This is a genomic window from Shewanella sp. Shew256, from assembly GCF_002196695.1.
In the GTDB taxonomy this organism is placed as follows: Bacteria; Pseudomonadota; Gammaproteobacteria; order Enterobacterales; family Shewanellaceae; genus Shewanella; species Shewanella mangrovisoli.
Genome location: NZ_NAJR01000004.1, coordinates 447,233 through 463,299 on the forward strand (window position 1 = coordinate 447,233; position 16,067 = coordinate 463,299).

At 47.2% G+C, this 16,067-nt stretch carries 13 protein-coding genes; 9 read left to right on the forward strand and 4 right to left on the reverse strand.

The window, feature by feature from the left end; translation table 11 throughout:
* The first annotated feature begins 22 nt into the window (after positions 1-22).
* Together B5P39_RS10080 and B5P39_RS10085 are read left to right on the forward strand one after the other, a co-directional pair.
* Positions 23-403 carry a DUF2069 domain-containing protein gene (locus tag B5P39_RS10080; protein ID WP_011716678.1) on the forward strand — a complete coding sequence of 127 codons (381 nt, stop codon included), beginning with the start codon at positions 23-25 and terminating at the stop codon, positions 401-403.
* 443 nt (positions 404-846) lie between these two features.
* Entirely contained in the window at positions 847-2,796 is a 1,950-nt protein-coding gene (locus B5P39_RS10085; RefSeq protein ID WP_088211410.1) for a hypothetical protein, read from the forward strand.
* 194 nt (positions 2,797-2,990) lie between these two features.
* Here B5P39_RS10085 and hda read toward each other — a convergent pair whose 3' ends face one another.
* Positions 2,991-3,701, reverse strand: coding sequence for a DnaA inactivator Hda (hda, locus tag B5P39_RS10090; protein WP_011622356.1), 711 nt, complete (start codon positions 3,699-3,701; stop codon positions 2,991-2,993).
* Positions 3,702-3,778: 77 nt separating this feature from the next.
* Positions 3,779-4,861 carry a DUF2066 domain-containing protein gene (locus tag B5P39_RS10095; protein ID WP_088211411.1) on the reverse strand — a complete coding sequence of 361 codons (1,083 nt, stop codon included), beginning with the start codon at positions 4,859-4,861 and terminating at the stop codon, positions 3,779-3,781.
* Between the two features lie 215 nt (positions 4,862-5,076).
* Here B5P39_RS10095 and B5P39_RS10100 point away from each other — a divergent pair, with 215 nt between their 5' ends.
* Positions 5,077-6,315, forward strand: a complete 1,239-nt coding sequence (locus B5P39_RS10100; protein ID WP_088211412.1) for a uracil-xanthine permease family protein — start codon at positions 5,077-5,079, stop codon at positions 6,313-6,315.
* Between the two features lie 136 nt (positions 6,316-6,451).
* Here B5P39_RS10100 and B5P39_RS10105 read toward each other — a convergent pair whose 3' ends face one another.
* Entirely contained in the window at positions 6,452-6,784 is a 333-nt protein-coding gene (locus tag B5P39_RS10105; protein WP_011622353.1) for a Grx4 family monothiol glutaredoxin, read from the reverse strand.
* A gap of 226 nt (positions 6,785-7,010) precedes the next feature.
* Between B5P39_RS10105 and sodB the strand changes: the two genes are divergently transcribed.
* The 4 genes from sodB (at position 7,011) to B5P39_RS10125 (ending at position 12,651) form a co-directional block, all read left to right on the forward strand.
* Entirely contained in the window at positions 7,011-7,595 is a 585-nt protein-coding gene (sodB, locus tag B5P39_RS10110) for a superoxide dismutase [Fe] (protein WP_011622352.1), read from the forward strand.
* A 251-nt stretch (positions 7,596-7,846) separates the two neighbouring features.
* Positions 7,847-9,781: a PrkA family serine protein kinase gene (locus tag B5P39_RS10115; protein ID WP_011716674.1), complete on the forward strand. Its 1,935-nt coding sequence runs from the start codon at positions 7,847-7,849 to the stop codon at positions 9,779-9,781.
* A gap of 65 nt (positions 9,782-9,846) precedes the next feature.
* Positions 9,847-11,115, forward strand: a complete 1,269-nt coding sequence (locus B5P39_RS10120; RefSeq protein ID WP_041408751.1) for a YeaH/YhbH family protein — start codon at positions 9,847-9,849, stop codon at positions 11,113-11,115.
* 9 nt (positions 11,116-11,124) lie between these two features.
* Positions 11,125-12,651 carry a SpoVR family protein gene (locus tag B5P39_RS10125; RefSeq protein WP_088211413.1) on the forward strand — a complete coding sequence of 509 codons (1,527 nt, stop codon included), beginning with the start codon at positions 11,125-11,127 and terminating at the stop codon, positions 12,649-12,651.
* A gap of 120 nt (positions 12,652-12,771) precedes the next feature.
* Here the strand turns inward: B5P39_RS10125 and fadR are convergent, their stop codons facing one another.
* On the reverse strand, positions 12,772-13,497 hold the full coding sequence (fadR, locus tag B5P39_RS10130) for a fatty acid metabolism transcriptional regulator FadR (RefSeq protein WP_088211414.1): 726 nt from the start codon (positions 13,495-13,497) through the stop codon (positions 12,772-12,774).
* Positions 13,498-13,800: 303 nt separating this feature from the next.
* Here fadR and nhaB point away from each other — a divergent pair, with 303 nt between their 5' ends.
* On the forward strand, positions 13,801-15,402 hold the full coding sequence (nhaB, locus tag B5P39_RS10135) for a sodium/proton antiporter NhaB (protein WP_011716670.1): 1,602 nt from the start codon (positions 13,801-13,803) through the stop codon (positions 15,400-15,402).
* Positions 15,403-15,497: 95 nt separating this feature from the next.
* Positions 15,498-16,025: a disulfide bond formation protein DsbB gene (dsbB, locus tag B5P39_RS10140; RefSeq protein WP_011716669.1), complete on the forward strand. Its 528-nt coding sequence runs from the start codon at positions 15,498-15,500 to the stop codon at positions 16,023-16,025.
* Positions 16,026-16,067 lie beyond the last annotated feature (42 nt).

Here is a 16,067-nt window from a genome sequence, read left to right on the forward strand (position 1 = left end):
ATGCGACAAAAATAGGAACATCATGACCTCAAGCACTCTGCTGACACTGAGCCGTTTAGGCTACCTTGCCCTCGTTCTCCTGCTGGGCGGTTGGTTTATTGGTCAGGGCATCAATGGGGAATACACCTTATTATTCAGCCTACTCTGGCTAGTGCCTTTATTGTTGCCTGTACGAGGCATTTTAAAGGGCAACCCATACACCTATGCCTGGGCCAGCTTTATTTTATGCTTATATATGCTGCACGCCCTCACCTTGTTGTATGTCACGACCGATGCATTGGCCTTTGCCATTATTGAAGTCCTGCTGATTGGCGCGCTGTTAGTCGCGTTCCCGTTTTATGCTCGTATCCGTGGACGTGAGCTCGGTCTGGGCCTTAAGAAAAAGTCCGACAAGCAAGACTGATTGTCAGCTCCAATCAATCTCATCGCTGGCAGCGAACAGCAAGTCACTATTAGCCAGTGCCGATGAGCAAGTTCCGATGAGTAAGCGCGGTTCGGTTTTAATACCGCTCCGCGCTCTTGGATTCGAGAAGTTCTGATTCGAGATGCCGTTATTCAAGATGCTGTCATTCAAGAGCTTGTGAATCAAGAGATTGTGATTCAAAACATCATGACTCTATAAATTCTAACCCCGCTTTATAATCTTCACTCACAGTTAAATACGCTGTGGTATTAATCCCTTTTCGGTACGACTCCAACTCCGCAAATTGACAACATTTAACTTACCTTTCATCACTTTTTGTAACCAAAAGAGCATGCTATAGTCGATTGATATGCCAAGGAATGACGGCCAATCAAGCCAGTCATACTACAAAAACAATAACATAGCGTTAATTGGAGTGAGTCATGATGGAAATATGGGTTCCAATACGTCGATTAAGTATTATCGCGGCAACCGTCGCACTCAGCGCCTGTGGTGGCGGTGGTGGGGAGAATAATGATGGTGGTACAGTCACCCCACCAACCACTAACGTGCCACGCTGCACCACAGTGACTGCGCTCATCACCACAGACTCAGGCGCCATCCGCTTTAAAACTGAGCCCCAATATGTGGTGGGACAATCCAGCGCCATTATTGCCAGCCTAGGGAATCGCGATTCACAGGATCTTACTTTCCGCTGGCAACAGTTAGAAGGACCCAGCATTGAACTCGTGAGTCAAAATAGTCCAGTATTAGCCTTCGATATTCCCACTGCAGGTAGCTACCGTTTTAGCCTACATATCAGCGGCAGTAATATCGATGAGACTGGCGAAATAGCGATCAATGCAGACAGCAGCGCGGGGGCAATGCTGAACATTCGTCAAGATCATCAAGCCGTTGAGGGTAACGATGTCAGCCTACGAATCGCTCAGCAAGCGGGCCTTAGTGCATCAAGCATCAATTGGTGTATCGCCGAGGGCCCCAGTGTCAGTCTCGATATCAGCGATCCATTTAGGCCCCTGTTTATCGCGCCCACTGTTGGTCAAGATACCTTAACCCGCCTTAGGGCATCGGCCACGATTAACGGTAATACCGTGACAGACGAAGCCTATGTGCTCACTACGGCATCGCCCACAATAAGCTCTACCTACTTCGATACGCCAGTGGCGCGGACCCACGCTTATAATCCCGCCTCACCTTATGCCAGTGCCTTAACGAGCTGTGTGTACTCAAATCAGTTAAAAGAAGCTTGTACTATCAACCAATTGCCGCTTATTGGCCAAGTCTCAAATACGCTCGATATCGATACAATTCTCGATCGCGTATTAGTGTCCCACGATTGGATGGGAGACAATTTCGCCGCGTTTTTACGTCAAATGGACCCGAATAGCGATTTCGCCCGTCTGCTACAATCGGTCACCGCCGTGGTGATCAGCTATGATGTGCGCCCCTCGTTTTATTGGGTGGTCACAGGGGCGATTTATCTCGACCCTAATGATTTGTGGCTCACGCCAACCCAGCGTGACAGCATTAACGAGGCACCGGATTATCGCAGCGACTTTGGCAGTGAACTCAATTTCCTCATGCCGTGGCGTTACGTTAAAAATAACCAATATGCTTCACAGGGATTCCCTATCACGACGCGCGCCACCCGCACGCTCAACCAGATTAATCCCGATCTTGCTTCACTCTTGTACCATGAACTCGCCCACGCCAATGACTTCTTCCCAAGAAGCATACACGCCACGCTCACTGGCCCTAGATTGTTGGACGACTATAGCCGCCGAAATGCCAATAAGAGTTTGATATCCGATCAAGTGAGTCGCAGCTATCCCCTCACCAGCAGCGAAATGACAAGCCTTGCGGCGGTGAGCTTCTTGGGCGCTAAAGCCACTGCAACCCAAAAAGCCTATCAACCTTCGGATGTGAGTACGTTTTTCTCCGGTGACATCGCCAATGACTTTTATAACTATTCCAGTACCCGTGAAGACGCGGCGATGTTATTCGAAGAAGCCATGATGAGTTACCGCTACCAAATCCAGCGCGATGTGGCCGTCACCAACCTGCCCGCCGTACTCACGGCAGATACAGTGATTGTTGACTGGGGACAAAGGGGACGAATTGGTGATGATAGTCTGGCAAACCGCGCCGCCTTGGTGATCGATGGTATGTTGCCTGAGCTTGATGGTATCAGCTTACTCACGAGCCTGCCCGAGCCCATTGCGATGACGCAAGGCCAAAGCTGGCGCCAAGCCCTAGGGATTTCACCCAATTCCACAGTGAAAGGCCTACAGGGGGTCGCGGCAAGTAGCGAGACACTTACCGAGCCAGCACTGCGTTTCAGTGGCGATCGTCACCGCCATCCACAGCAGTGATTTGAACAGTGATTTGGATTGCTAAATCGGCAGATACACTAAGCTCAAGCCTGTTAGCAGGCCTAAGATAACTATAGATGTGAGATTAATAGCGATAAAAAAAGCCCGTCGTGAAATGACGGGCTTTTTGTTAACACTAAATGTTTATTAACACAGGCTTTCGATTAACAGTAACTAACTGTAAGTCAATGCGATTACAAGTGGAGCATTTCTTTAGCAAAAGGAATCGTGAGCTTGCGCTGATGTACTAGGGATGCCTTATCCAGTTTATCTAACACATCAAACAAGGTACGCAGGTCCCTTGCCATACGATTAAGCAAAAACCGACCCACGTCTTCGGGCAACTGTAATCCGCGCATCGCCGCACGGCGTTGCAATGCCGCTAACTTTTCATCATCGGCCATGGGTTGCAGCTGATAATTGAGTCCCCACTGCATTCTGGAAACTAAATCGGGCAATAAGAAGCCTGCATCCGCGGGCGCCGAGCGGCCGCTAACCACCAGCGCACAACGCTTGTTCTCAGCGACACGATTGTATAAATCGAATATGGCTTCTTCCCAAATCGGGTGACCCGCAATGTCATCCACATCGTCGATGCAGATCAAATCGAGCTGCTCCAAGCCTTCCAACAGCGCGGTCGAAATACTCGCATGAATGCCAAGGGGAAGGTAAAAACTGCGGCGGTCGAGTTCATTGGCATGAGCACAGGCGGCGTGCATTAAGTGAGTCCGACCCGATTTCACGGGTCCCCACACATAGATAGCGGCTTCACCTTGGCCTTCGGCATTGGCGCGCAGCTTTTGAATAAGTTCATCATTACCCGCTGCCGGATAATAACTGTTAAAGGTTTCATCATCCGGTAAGTAAACCGGTAACGACAGTTGTAGCGGTGAGTTTAATGGCACTCGTACGTCTCAATATCAATAAATTATCGACTCCCCCACATGACTGAGCACATATGCCCAGTCACGACGAGGGAAGTTTAAGGTAACCGCCATTGATAGACAGTTTTACCTGCAGGGCTGGCACCGGCAGAAAACTCCCCTGGCGCCACCACCGAAATTCGCGGCTCTAGACTCAGTAAACGCTCAAAGTCGGTCTGAGAACCAAACAAGTCCAAGGAAAACGTCGCGGTATTACCTTGGATGCGCGACAAAGTCGCATTCTTCACGGCGCTGAGTTGCTTTAAGTATTTTTCAACTTCAACTAACTGCGCCATTTTATCAATGTTCACAAAGGTCACACTGGCGCCTACCTGCTCGCCCGAATCCGCGATGGCGTACTTAGTAAAATAGTAATCGCCTAGCGCCGCCATCATAGCAGTGATCGCCTGTGCGCTATTTTCTGCCGTACCATTAAAGCTAAACAGTGGCGGCGTTAACGAGTCGATTGTGGCCTTGGTATACAGGTTTAGGCGGTAACGCACTTGATTTCCCACAGGGTCAATAGCGACGAGGGCTAAGAAGTCGGCTTGGTAACGTCCCGAGACACTGGCCACTATATCGGCAAACATGCCTTTGACATCATTGGGATTGATGCCCATTAACTCATCAAGGTCGAGGATCGGCAGCATGACAGGAATACCGCGTTCATCGGAAAAAGTCGTAAATGCCTGACGCTCGGCTAAGGTCGATGAATCACTCAGTAAAATCGTGTCACCTTCACTAGGCATGGCAACCCAAAAGAGCGTCAGCGGACGTTGAATGCCCCACACAGGTAATTGGGCCTGACGTAACAGGGTAATAATGCGGCGATGTTCAAAGTTGGCTTTTAACAACAGTTGGCCATTTTGCTCAAAGTAACCAAACTGGCTGAGCAGTGCATCAGGATTAGCCAGTTGCGATTGGATAACGCCGTTATCTAAAGAGCGTGCTGTCCCAGTATTCTTAATGATCACTTTTTCCAGCGCGGCTTTAAGGGCTTTATTCCGCTCAGGCACGGCGCGGGAAGCTACGGGCACATCGGCTTCATCTAATTTACTCACTTCAACAGCTTGCAGGCTATTAACGGTAAACAGGCAGTATAAAAACGCGAGTAAGCTTGGCTTTAATAGGAATTTCAGCATCTTTGAGTAGTTGAAGTAACGTCAGATAGTGCAAATTGTACCATAGTTAGCGCCTTTAGCGAGTCTTGGGGAGATTTCCAGCACGGATTAAGTGCTGCCACTTGCTTTGGCAATAAAACAGTGATCCTCACCTACAAACGAGCCATTTTATAAGGAACATATAGCAACAAACTGTTATCATCTCGCGGTTTACCCTAAATTTACGAGAATAATAAATGAAACGACTCGCTATTCCGCTTCAGGGCGCACAAATGCTCTTTGTTGCATTTGGCGCCCTAGTGCTAATGCCGCTACTCACGGGGCTTGATACCAGTGTCGCCCTGTTTACTGCGGGTATTGGTACGCTATTATTTCAGTTGATCACGAAACGCCAAGTCCCTATCTTCCTCGCCTCCTCCTTCGCTTTTATTGCTCCAATTCTCTATGGAGTACAAACCTGGGGGATCCCATCAACCATGGGCGGCATCATTGCCGCGGGTCTAGTGTATGTGCTCCTTGGGGCACTCGTTAAAGTGCGCGGCACCGACTTTATCCATCGACTGCTTCCACCTGTGGTGGTTGGCCCAGTGATTATTATCATTGGTCTAGGTTTAGCACCAGTGGCGGTGAATATGGCACTGGGTAAAAGTGGAGATGGCAGTTTAACGCTCGTCCCCACCAATACGGCTTTGATTATTTCCCTCGCCTCACTCTGTACTACCATAGCTGTGGCTATTTTTGCCAAGGGCTTACTTAAAGTCATGCCGATTCTGGCGGGGATTGTGGTAGGTTATGGCCTAAGTCTTGCCTTTGGTATCGTGGATTTTGCAGTGGTTACCGCGGCAAGCTGGATTGCTATTCCGAAATTTGTCGCGCCCGAATTTAACTGGCATGCCATCGCCTTTATGATCCCAGTCGCGATTGCGCCTGCGGTTGAACATATTGGTGACATCCTTGCCATTTCTAATGTCACGGGTAAAGACTTTATGAAAAAACCCGGCCTGCATCGCACCTTAACCGGTGACGGCGTCGCGACAATTGCCGCAGCCGCCTTCGGCGGTCCGCCAAATACGACCTATTCTGAAGTGACAGGCGCGGTGACTTTAACCCGCAACTTCGACCCCAAAATCATGACGTGGACGGCGATTACCGCTATTACCTTGGCCTTCGTGGGTAAGTTAGGCGCCCTGATGCAAACCATTCCCGTCCCTGTGATGGGCGGCATTATGTGTTTGCTATTCGGTTCTATCGCCGCAGTGGGCTTAAATACCCTAATCCGTAATCACGTGGATTTATCCGAGCCACGTAACTTAAGCATTGTCGGCGTGACCCTGGTATTTGGTATCGGCGGTATGGCCTTTGGCATCGGCTCCTTCAGCCTCACGGGCATCAGCCTCTGTGGTATTGTGGCCATCACCATGAATCTGCTGTTACCCGCGAGCAAACACCACGAGCGTGACGCTGCATCACACTAAACAGTGTGAGTTAGCACAGTAGAGCATCCTTCATCGCCTAATCCTTATGCCTTATGTTAGGAGCAGGCAACAAAAAAGCCGCTAAGTTATTCACTTAACGGCTTTTTTATTATTCTTTCATCACTTTTACGCGTGGTTACTCTGCGGTTTTGTATTTATCAGCAGTCGCTTTGATTAACGGCTGTAATTCGCCTTTTTGGTACATATCAACCACGATATCACACCCACCAATCAGCTCGCCTTCAATCCACAATTGTGGGAAAGTTGGCCAGTTTGCATACTTAGGTAATTCAGCACGGATATCTGGGTGCTGGAGAATATCCACAAATGCAAACTGCTCACCGCAGTTGATCATGATTTGTGCTACCTGAGATGAAAAACCACAGCTTGGTAATTTAGGAGAACCCTTCATGTATACGATGATTGGGTTTTCAGCGATTTGCTGTTTAATTTTCTCTACTGTTTCCATTTTAATTCCTAAGTACGATGACATTGACTCAATGCCGCTATTGTACGACAGCTAGGCACAGAACAAAATCCCACAGTTTGTAAGGTTATGCCCTACAATTAGTTTTTCGATGACGCCTATCTAATCAATTAGCCAAACAATGATTCACATCACAAATATTATCGGTACAATAGAGCGCAGTGAGCACGTTTAAAAAACGATAACCTAAGACCATGGAGAGATACTAATGGCTTTCGAATTACCCGCATTACCATATGCAAAGAACGCACTAGAACCACACATTTCTCAAGAAACCATTGAATACCACTACGGCAAGCATCACAACACCTACGTTGTTAAGCTAAACGGTTTAATCGAAGGAACCGATTTCGCAGGTAAATCTTTAGAAGAGATCATCAAGACTTCTACTGGTGGCGTATTTAACAACGCAGCTCAAGTTTGGAACCACACTTTCTACTGGAACTGCTTAGCGCCTAACGCTGGCGGTGAGCCAACAGGTCCTGTGGCTGATGCGATCAATGCTGCATTCGGTTCATTCGACGCATTCAAAGCACAATTTACCGATTCTGCGGTAAACAACTTTGGTAGCGCTTGGACTTGGTTAGTGAAAAAAGCCGATGGCACTGTAGCTATCGTTAACACTAGCAATGCTGCAACGCCTCTGACTGACAGCACTGTGACACCAATCCTGACTGTTGACGTGTGGGAACACGCTTACTACATCGATTACCGCAACGTACGTCCTGACTACTTAGCCCACTTCTGGCAATTAGTTAACTGGGACTTCGTGAACCAAAACTTCGCTGGTTAATCGCTGCTAAGTCATTCCTAAAAAGAGCCCAAGTGGCTCTTTTTTTATGGCCTCACAAATCATCCACCTTTCCCTTTTCGCCCAACCTCGCCCAATAGCTACAAGTGCAACAATTGCAATTGCAATCATTTGTTATTGTTTTTATTTGATATTTTTTTGACACAGCTGGCAAGTTTATGTCTAAGATTAGTGTAGGAAGCTGAAAAATCAGTTATCCATCCATGACATCACTGGCGTTTCAGGGGGTTTATATGGGCATTTTCGAGCATTACCAAAAGCGCTACGAACAAAAACTCGATGAAGAATACACTTTGCAAGAATACCTCGATATCTGCAAAGAAGATCGCAGTGCTTATATGTCAGCGTCCGAGCGATTACTGCTTGCCATCGGCGAAGCCGAAATTATTGATACCGCGAAAAATCCAACCCTAAGCCGTATCTTTTCAAATCGTCTCATCTCACGCTATCCCGCCTTTAAAGACTTTTACGGTATGGAAGATGCGATTGAACAAATCGTCGCCTACCTAAAACACTCGGCCCAAGGCTTAGAGGAATCGAAGCAAATTTTGTACTTACTCGGCCCTGTGGGTGGCGGTAAGTCATCATTGGCGGAAAAACTCAAAGCCTTGATGCAAAAAGTGCCAATCTACATTTTAAGCGCTAATGGCGTAAGAAGCCCGGTGAATGACCACCCCTTCTGTCTCTTCGATGTCGAAGAAGACGGCCAGCTGCTGCGGGATGAATTTAATATTCCCACCCGTTATCTAAAAACCATCATGTCGCCTTGGGCGGTGAAACGTCTGCACGAGTTTGGCGGCGATATTTCAAAATTTCGTGTGGTCAAGGTCTATCCCTCTATTCTCGATCAATTGGCGATTGCCAAAACCGAACCTGGGGATGAAAACAACCAAGATATTTCCTCCTTGGTCGGTAAGGTCGATATTCGTCAGCTAGAGCATTTCTCGCAGGACGATGCCGATGCTTACGCCTACTCGGGCGCACTCTGCCGTGCAAACCAAGGGATGATGGAGTTCGTGGAAATGTTCAAGGCGCCGATTAAGGTGCTACACCCACTGCTCACCGCCACCCAAGAAGGTAACTATAACGGTACCGAAGGCTTATCCGCCCTGCCCTATAGCGGTATCATTTTGGCGCACTCTAACGAGTCAGAATGGTCAACCTTCAAAAACAATAAGAACAATGAAGCGTTTCTCGACAGGGTTTATATCGTCAAAGTGCCCTATTGCCTGCGGGTATCGGAAGAATTGCAGATTTACAAAAAATTACTGCAAAACTCCGAGCTGTCCCAAGCACCATGTGCACCTGGCACCTTAGAAACCTTGGCGCAATTTAGTGTGCTCTCGAGGATCAAAACACCTGAAAACTCCTCCATCTACTCTAAGATGCGGGTCTATGATGGTGAAAGCCTTAAAGATACCGATCCTAAGGCAAAATCCTACCAAGAGTACCGCGACTACGCAGGTGTTGATGAAGGTATGAACGGTCTTTCTACCCGTTTCGCCTTCAAAATCCTGTCGCGGGTATTTAACTTTGACCACTCAGAGATTGCCGCTAACCCTGTCCATTTGTTCTATGTACTCGAGCGCCAAATCGAGCAGGAACAATTCCCCGGCGATACCGCCGAACGTTATCTGGAGTTCTTAAAAGGCTATTTGATCCCTAAATATGTCGAATTTATCGGTAAGGAAATCCAAACCGCGTACTTAGAGTCCTACTCTGAATACGGCCAAAATATCTTCGACCGTTATGTCACCTACGCCGATTTCTGGATCCAAGATCAGGAATACCGTGACCCCGAAACTGGCCAATTGTTTGACCGCTCCGCACTGAATGCCGAACTGGAGAAAATCGAAAAACCCGCGGGGATCAGCAACCCTAAAGATTTCCGTAATGAGATCGTTAACTTTGTCCTGCGCGCCCGCGCAAGCCATGAGGGCAACAACCCACTCTGGACCAGCTACGAAAAACTACGCACGGTAATTGAGAAAAAAATGTTCTCAAATACAGAGGACTTATTGCCTGTAATTTCCTTTAACGCCAAAACCTCGACTGACGATCAACGTAAACACGATGATTTTGTTAATCGAATGATGGAGAAAGGCTATACCAAAAAACAAGTCAGACTGCTGTCTGAGTGGTATTTACGGGTTCGTAAATCCTCTTAACTTGCGCTCACTAAAAACGAGGCTTTGGTGTTGCCAAAGCCTTCGCTGGGGTTTGGGAGGTGCGTATGGCGAACTTTATCGATAGACGGTTGAATGCGAAAGGAAAAAGCACAGTCAACCGCCAACGCTTTATCAACCGATATAAGCAACAAATCAAAAAAGCCGTCAGCGATGCCGTCACGCGTCGCAGTGTAACGGATGTAGATAAAGGCGAAAAAATCAGTATTCCCACACGGGATATCAGTGAACCTATGTTCCATCAAGGCAAAGGAGGCGTAAGAGACAGAGTCCACCCAGGTAATGATCAATTCACCCGCGGCGATAAAATCGATAGACCCCAAGGCGGCGCTGGCGGCGGAGCGGGTAAAGGCGATGCCTCGGATTCGGGCGAAGGAAATGACGACTTTGTGTTTGAAATCTCAAAGGATGAATACCTAGAGCTGCTCTTTGAGGATTTAGAACTGCCGAATCTGCAGAAGAATCGCTTAAACAAGCTCGTCGAGTATCAAATCTACCGTGCGGGTTTCACCAATGATGGTGTACCAGCCAATATCAATATTGTGCGCTCACTGCGTTCCTCCTTGGCGCGCCGCATTGCCATGTCGGCAAGTAAAAAGAAATTGCTCAAAGAGTTAGAGCAAGAGCTGGCGGAGCTTGAAAATATTCCGGGTACTAAAGCCGAACTGATTTTGGATTTAAAAGCCCAGATTGAGGCGCTTAAGCAGAAGATTGCTAAAGTCCCCTTTATCGATACCTTTGACTTACGTTTCAATAACTTTGCAAGGCGTGAAGTGCCCTCAAGCCAAGCGGTCATGTTCTGCTTAATGGACGTGTCAGGCTCGATGGACCAAGCGACAAAAGATATGGCGAAACGTTTCTATATCTTGCTGTACTTATTTCTTACCCGAACCTACAAAAACCTCGAGGTGGTCTATATCCGCCACCATACCCAAGCGAAGGAAGTGGACGAGCATGAGTTCTTCTACTCCCAAGAAACTGGTGGCACGATTGTCTCAAGCGCATTGAAATTAATGCACGAAATTCAGCAGGCTCGCTACCCTGCCGATGAGTGGAATATCTATGCAGCACAAGCCTCTGACGGTGATAACTGGGCCGATGACTCTCCCACCTGTCGACAATTATTGGAGCAAAAAATCCTGCCGCTAGTGCGCTATTTTAGCTATATCGAAATCACCAATCGTGCGCACCAAACCCTGTGGCGCGAATACGAATCCCTACAACAACACTACGACAACATAGCGGTGCAACATATTCGTCAAGCCGAAGATATCTACCCTGTATTTAGAGAATTATTTAAAAAGCAGGCGGTTTAAGGGGGCTCTATGGGGATAAAAGAATCAAAAACGCGTACAGCCTTGAGTGACGGTCCCGACTGGAGCTTTGAGCTGTTACAAAGTTATCTAAAAGAGATTGAGCGTGTGGCAGCCATTTATAAGCTAAGCGCCTATCCCAATCAAATCGAAATCATCACCGCCGAGCAGATGATGGATGCCTATGCCGGCATTGGCATGCCCATTGGCTATACCCATTGGTCCTTCGGCAAACGTTTTATCGAAACCGAACAAGGCTACAAACGTGGGCAAATGGGGCTCGCCTACGAAATCGTGATTAACTCCAACCCTTGTATCGCTTATTTAATGGAAGAAAACACCATCACCATGCAGGCATTAGTGATGGCGCATGCCTGTTTTGGCCATAATAGTTTCTTTAAAAATAACTACTTATTTAAGACCTGGACGGATGCAAGCTCGATTATCGACTACTTGGTGTTTGCCAAAAACTACATCAGTGATTGCGAGCAAAAATACGGTGTCGAGCAGGTTGAAAGCATCATCGACTCCTGCCACGCTCTGATGAATTACGGTGTCGACCGCTATAAACGCCCATCGGAAATCTCCTTTAGGGAAGAACAGGCGAGGCAAAAAGACCGCGAGGCTTACCTGCAAAGCCAAGTGAACGATTTGTGGCGTACCATTCCCACCCATCAACAGCAGCAACCGTCGACCACTAAGCGCCGCTTTCCCGCCGAGCCGCAGGAAAATATTCTGTATTTTATTGAAAAAAATGCACCGCTGCTGGAGTCATGGCAACGGGAGATTATCCGTATCGTGCGTAAGATGGCGCAGTATTTTTATCCGCAAAAACAAACACAAGTGATGAATGAAGGCTGGGCAACTTTCTGGCATTACACCATTTTGAATCATCTATACGATGATGGCGTGGTCACCGACCGCTTTATGATGGAGTTTTTGCAGAGCCATACTGGCGTTGTCGCCCAGCCCGAATATAACAGCCGTTACTACAGCGGTATTAATCCCTATGCCCTTGGGTTTGCGATGTTTACCGATATTCGGCGTATGTGTGAGTCTCCCACAGAGGAAGACAAAGCCTGGTTCCCTGATATTGCGGGCAGTAATTGGCTCGATACCTTACATTTTGCGATGCAAAACTTTAAGGATGAAAGCTTTATCAGCCAATACCTGTCACCGAGGGTGATCCGTCAGTTCAAACTGTTTGGCATCCACGATGATGAGAAACGTAATTATCTGTCCGTGTCGGCCATTCACGATGAGCAGGGTTATCAAGACATTCGCAATTTACTCTCGCAGCAGTACAATCTGTCGAATATTGAACCTAATATTCAAGTACATAACGTTGAGATAAACGGCGATCGTTCCTTAACCTTAAGGTATGTCCCCTGTAATGACATCCCGCTCGCCAACACCTATAAGGAAGTGTTAAAGCATCTGCATCGCCTCTGGGGCTTTACCGTCAGCTTGGAGCAATTAAATGCCGATACCAGCGTGACCTTGTTAGCCTCCTGTCCAGAGCAACCTAAGGCCGACTAAAAATCAGTTTAATTAAAAAGCCAAAAGTAAAAGCAAAAAGCCGTTTCTCAATGAAACGGCTTTTTATTTAACCAATCTTAAAACAGGCCACTGACCGCTTTTAAGCTTCAGAATCGAAACTTAAGCATTGCCGTCCTGCTGGGCAATCGAAGTTGGCATATCGTCGCGCAATTGCAACCACATTTTGCCGCTGTTAATACCGTAGGTACGCATTAATGCGGGCACATCGATATAGTTTTTAGCTTTGGCTAATATTTCGAGTTCTTTATAGAAGTTCAGCGCTAACTGACGCGCCTCAGGACTACTGAAATAGTAACGACCCACCCGGCTATACAAACCTTTAAAGCCGTTTAAAATCAACACGTACAGTGGATTACCAGAAGAGAAGGCCAAGGTGTGGTGCAACAGGTAATCATACTCGGCGAAGGATTCGGCCGTATCTTCTAATTGGTGAATTTTTCCTAGGACTTCCACCGCGGTATCTGGGCTGTTGCGCAGTGCGCCACGGAAGTAAATCGCACTGACATTGGTGCGAGCCGACAGCAATTGGTCCACCAGCACAGGGAAGCCTTCAGGATTGAGATCCGCTATGGTCTCAAGAATGTTAAGGCCCGAGGTTTCCCAAAAATTGTTCACCCGTGTTGGTTTACCATGTTGAATTTTCAACCAACCATCACGGGCTAAGCGTTGCAGCACTTCACGCAAGGTGGTGCGTGTTACGCCAATTAATTCAGAAAGCTCACGTTCAGCCGGTAAAATGGACCCTGGGGGAAACTTATTTTCCCAAATCGATCTTACAATATACTTCTCTGCAAAACTTGCAGGTCCTTTGGCATTGATAATCATCAGCCCACTTTTCCAGTTGTTGTGCTTTATAATGGTCACTGATCATACCAGAGCGGTAAAAAATGGAAACCATTGACTGAGGCTCACCTTAAAATCACCGTACAATTGTCACAGAAATGTTCAAAAAAACGACATGAATCAACAGCAATCGTGCCAATTTTGCCGATTAGCTCCGCTTTTTGAAATCTGGGTTTCAGTATATCGTTACATTAGCATTCTCTTTAGGCTAGACTGATTTTCTAAAACAAATGCCAGAAACAATAACCTGTGCAATTTTAAAAGATAATTAGAAGAGAGGATGCCATGCCGATGACAATGAGTCAGGCGTTTATTGGGAACTTCTTAGGGAATTCTCCTAAGTGGTACAAGATCGCAATACTGTCGTTTTTAATAATCAATCCAATACTCTTTTTCTATGTCAGCCCCTTTGTGGCTGGTTGGGTATTAGTGCTTGAATTTATTTTTACCTTGGCAATGGCACTAAAATGCTACCCATTACAACCCGGTGGTTTATTAGCGATTGAAGCTGTCGCCATCGGCATGACCTCTGCCAGCCAAGTGCTACACGAAATTGAAGCAAACCTTGAAGTGCTATTACTGCTAGTGTTTATGGTGGCCGGCATTTACTTCATGAAGCAGCTACTGCTGTTCGTGTTCACTAAGATGATCACTAAAGTACGTTCGAAAATCTTAGTATCTTTGCTGTTCTGTTTGGCTTCCGCCTTCTTATCCGCTTTCTTAGATGCGTTAACCGTTATCGCCGTGATTATTACCGTGGCGGTTGGTTTTTACTCTATTTATCATAAAGTTGCCTCAGGTAAAGATTTTTCGGCCGATCATGACCATACCTCCGAAGGCAAAAATGACGATGGTGAAAACCAGCTCAATGAAGACGAGCTCGAGTCTTTCCGTGGTTTCCTACGTAACCTGTTAATGCACGCTGGTGTCGGTACTGCATTGGGTGGCGTGTGTACTATGGTGGGTGAACCACAAAACTTAATTATTGCGGCTCAAGCAAACTGGCAATTTGGCGAATTTGCGATCCGCATGTCACCTGTGACAGTACCTGTATTGTTCGCAGGTATCCTCACCTGCTTTATCGTCGAGAAATTCCGTTGGTTTGGTTATGGTGCTCAGCTACCAGATGCAGTGCATAAAATCCTGTGTGATTATGCCGCCTATGAAGACGCGCGTCGTACCAATAAAGACAAGATGAAGCTGGTTATCCAAGCCTTTGTGGGTGTGTGGTTAATTGCCGGATTGGCGCTGCACTTAGCGTCTGTGGGCTTGATTGGTCTGTCAGTGATCATCTTAACCACGGCCTTTAACGGCATTACCGATGAGCATGCGCTAGGTAAAGCCTTCGAAGAAGCTCTGCCATTTACGGCTTTGTTAGCGGTATTCTTTGCGGTTGTGGCCGTGATCATCGACCAACAACTGTTTGGCCCTGTGATCCAATGGGCACTAAACCATGAAGGTAATACCCAATTAGTGATCTTCTATATCGCTAACGGTTTACTCTCTATGGTCAGTGATAACGTGTTTGTGGGCACGGTTTACATTAACGAAGTCAAAGCCGCCCTGATTAACGGTCAAATTACCCGCGATCAATTCGATCTGTTAGCGGTTGCCATTAACACTGGTACTAACTTGCCTTCGGTGGCAACACCAAACGGTCAAGCCGCATTCCTGTTCTTATTGACCTCGGCCCTTGCACCGCTGATCCGTTTATCCTACGGCAGAATGGTGTGGATGGCATTGCCCTACACTATCGTGCTATCGATTGTGGGCGTGATGGCTATTCAATCGGGCTTCTTAGAGCAGATGACCCAGTACTTCTATGACTCCCATGCAATATTGCACCACAGTGTTAAAGAAGCGTTAGCGCCTGCTGCAGCTCACTAACATAAATATCGGAGTTGACTGAACTTTATGAGTTCAGTAAAGTCAAAAAAACGCCCTACCTTCGAGGGCGTTTTTTGTTGATACGGAGTTCACTTTTGACAGCATTCACTCGCTTTGCCCATTCCCGCGCATCTTGGTTCATTCTCACAGGCTCTGCGATTGCCCTCGAAGCGGCCGCCTTGTATTTCCAATATGTGATGAAGTTAGACCCCTGCGTGATGTGTATCTACCAGCGGCTCGCCGTATTCGGCATTTTGGCATCTGGACTGATTGGTATGACGGCGCCCAAGTTCCTTATCGTTCGCATTCTAGGCGCCATTGGTTGGGCCGTCAGTGCAACCTGGGGACTAAAACTGGCGCTAGCCTTAGTCGATATGCAGAATAATCCTTCGCCCTTCTCGACTTGCTCATTTTTACCCGAATTTCCAGCTTGGATGCCACTCCACGAATGGTTCCCATCCGTCATGTTACCAACTGGCATGTGTACCGATGTGCCATGGCAGTTTATGGGCGTCACCATGGCCGAATGGATGGTGGTAGCCTTTAGTGGTTATCTGGTCGCACTGTTACTGTTTATTGTGCCCATCCTAAGCGGTTCGAATAAACCTTCGCTCTACAAATAATCTTCATCAATAATCTTCCTAAGGCAGACATAAGGTCTGCCT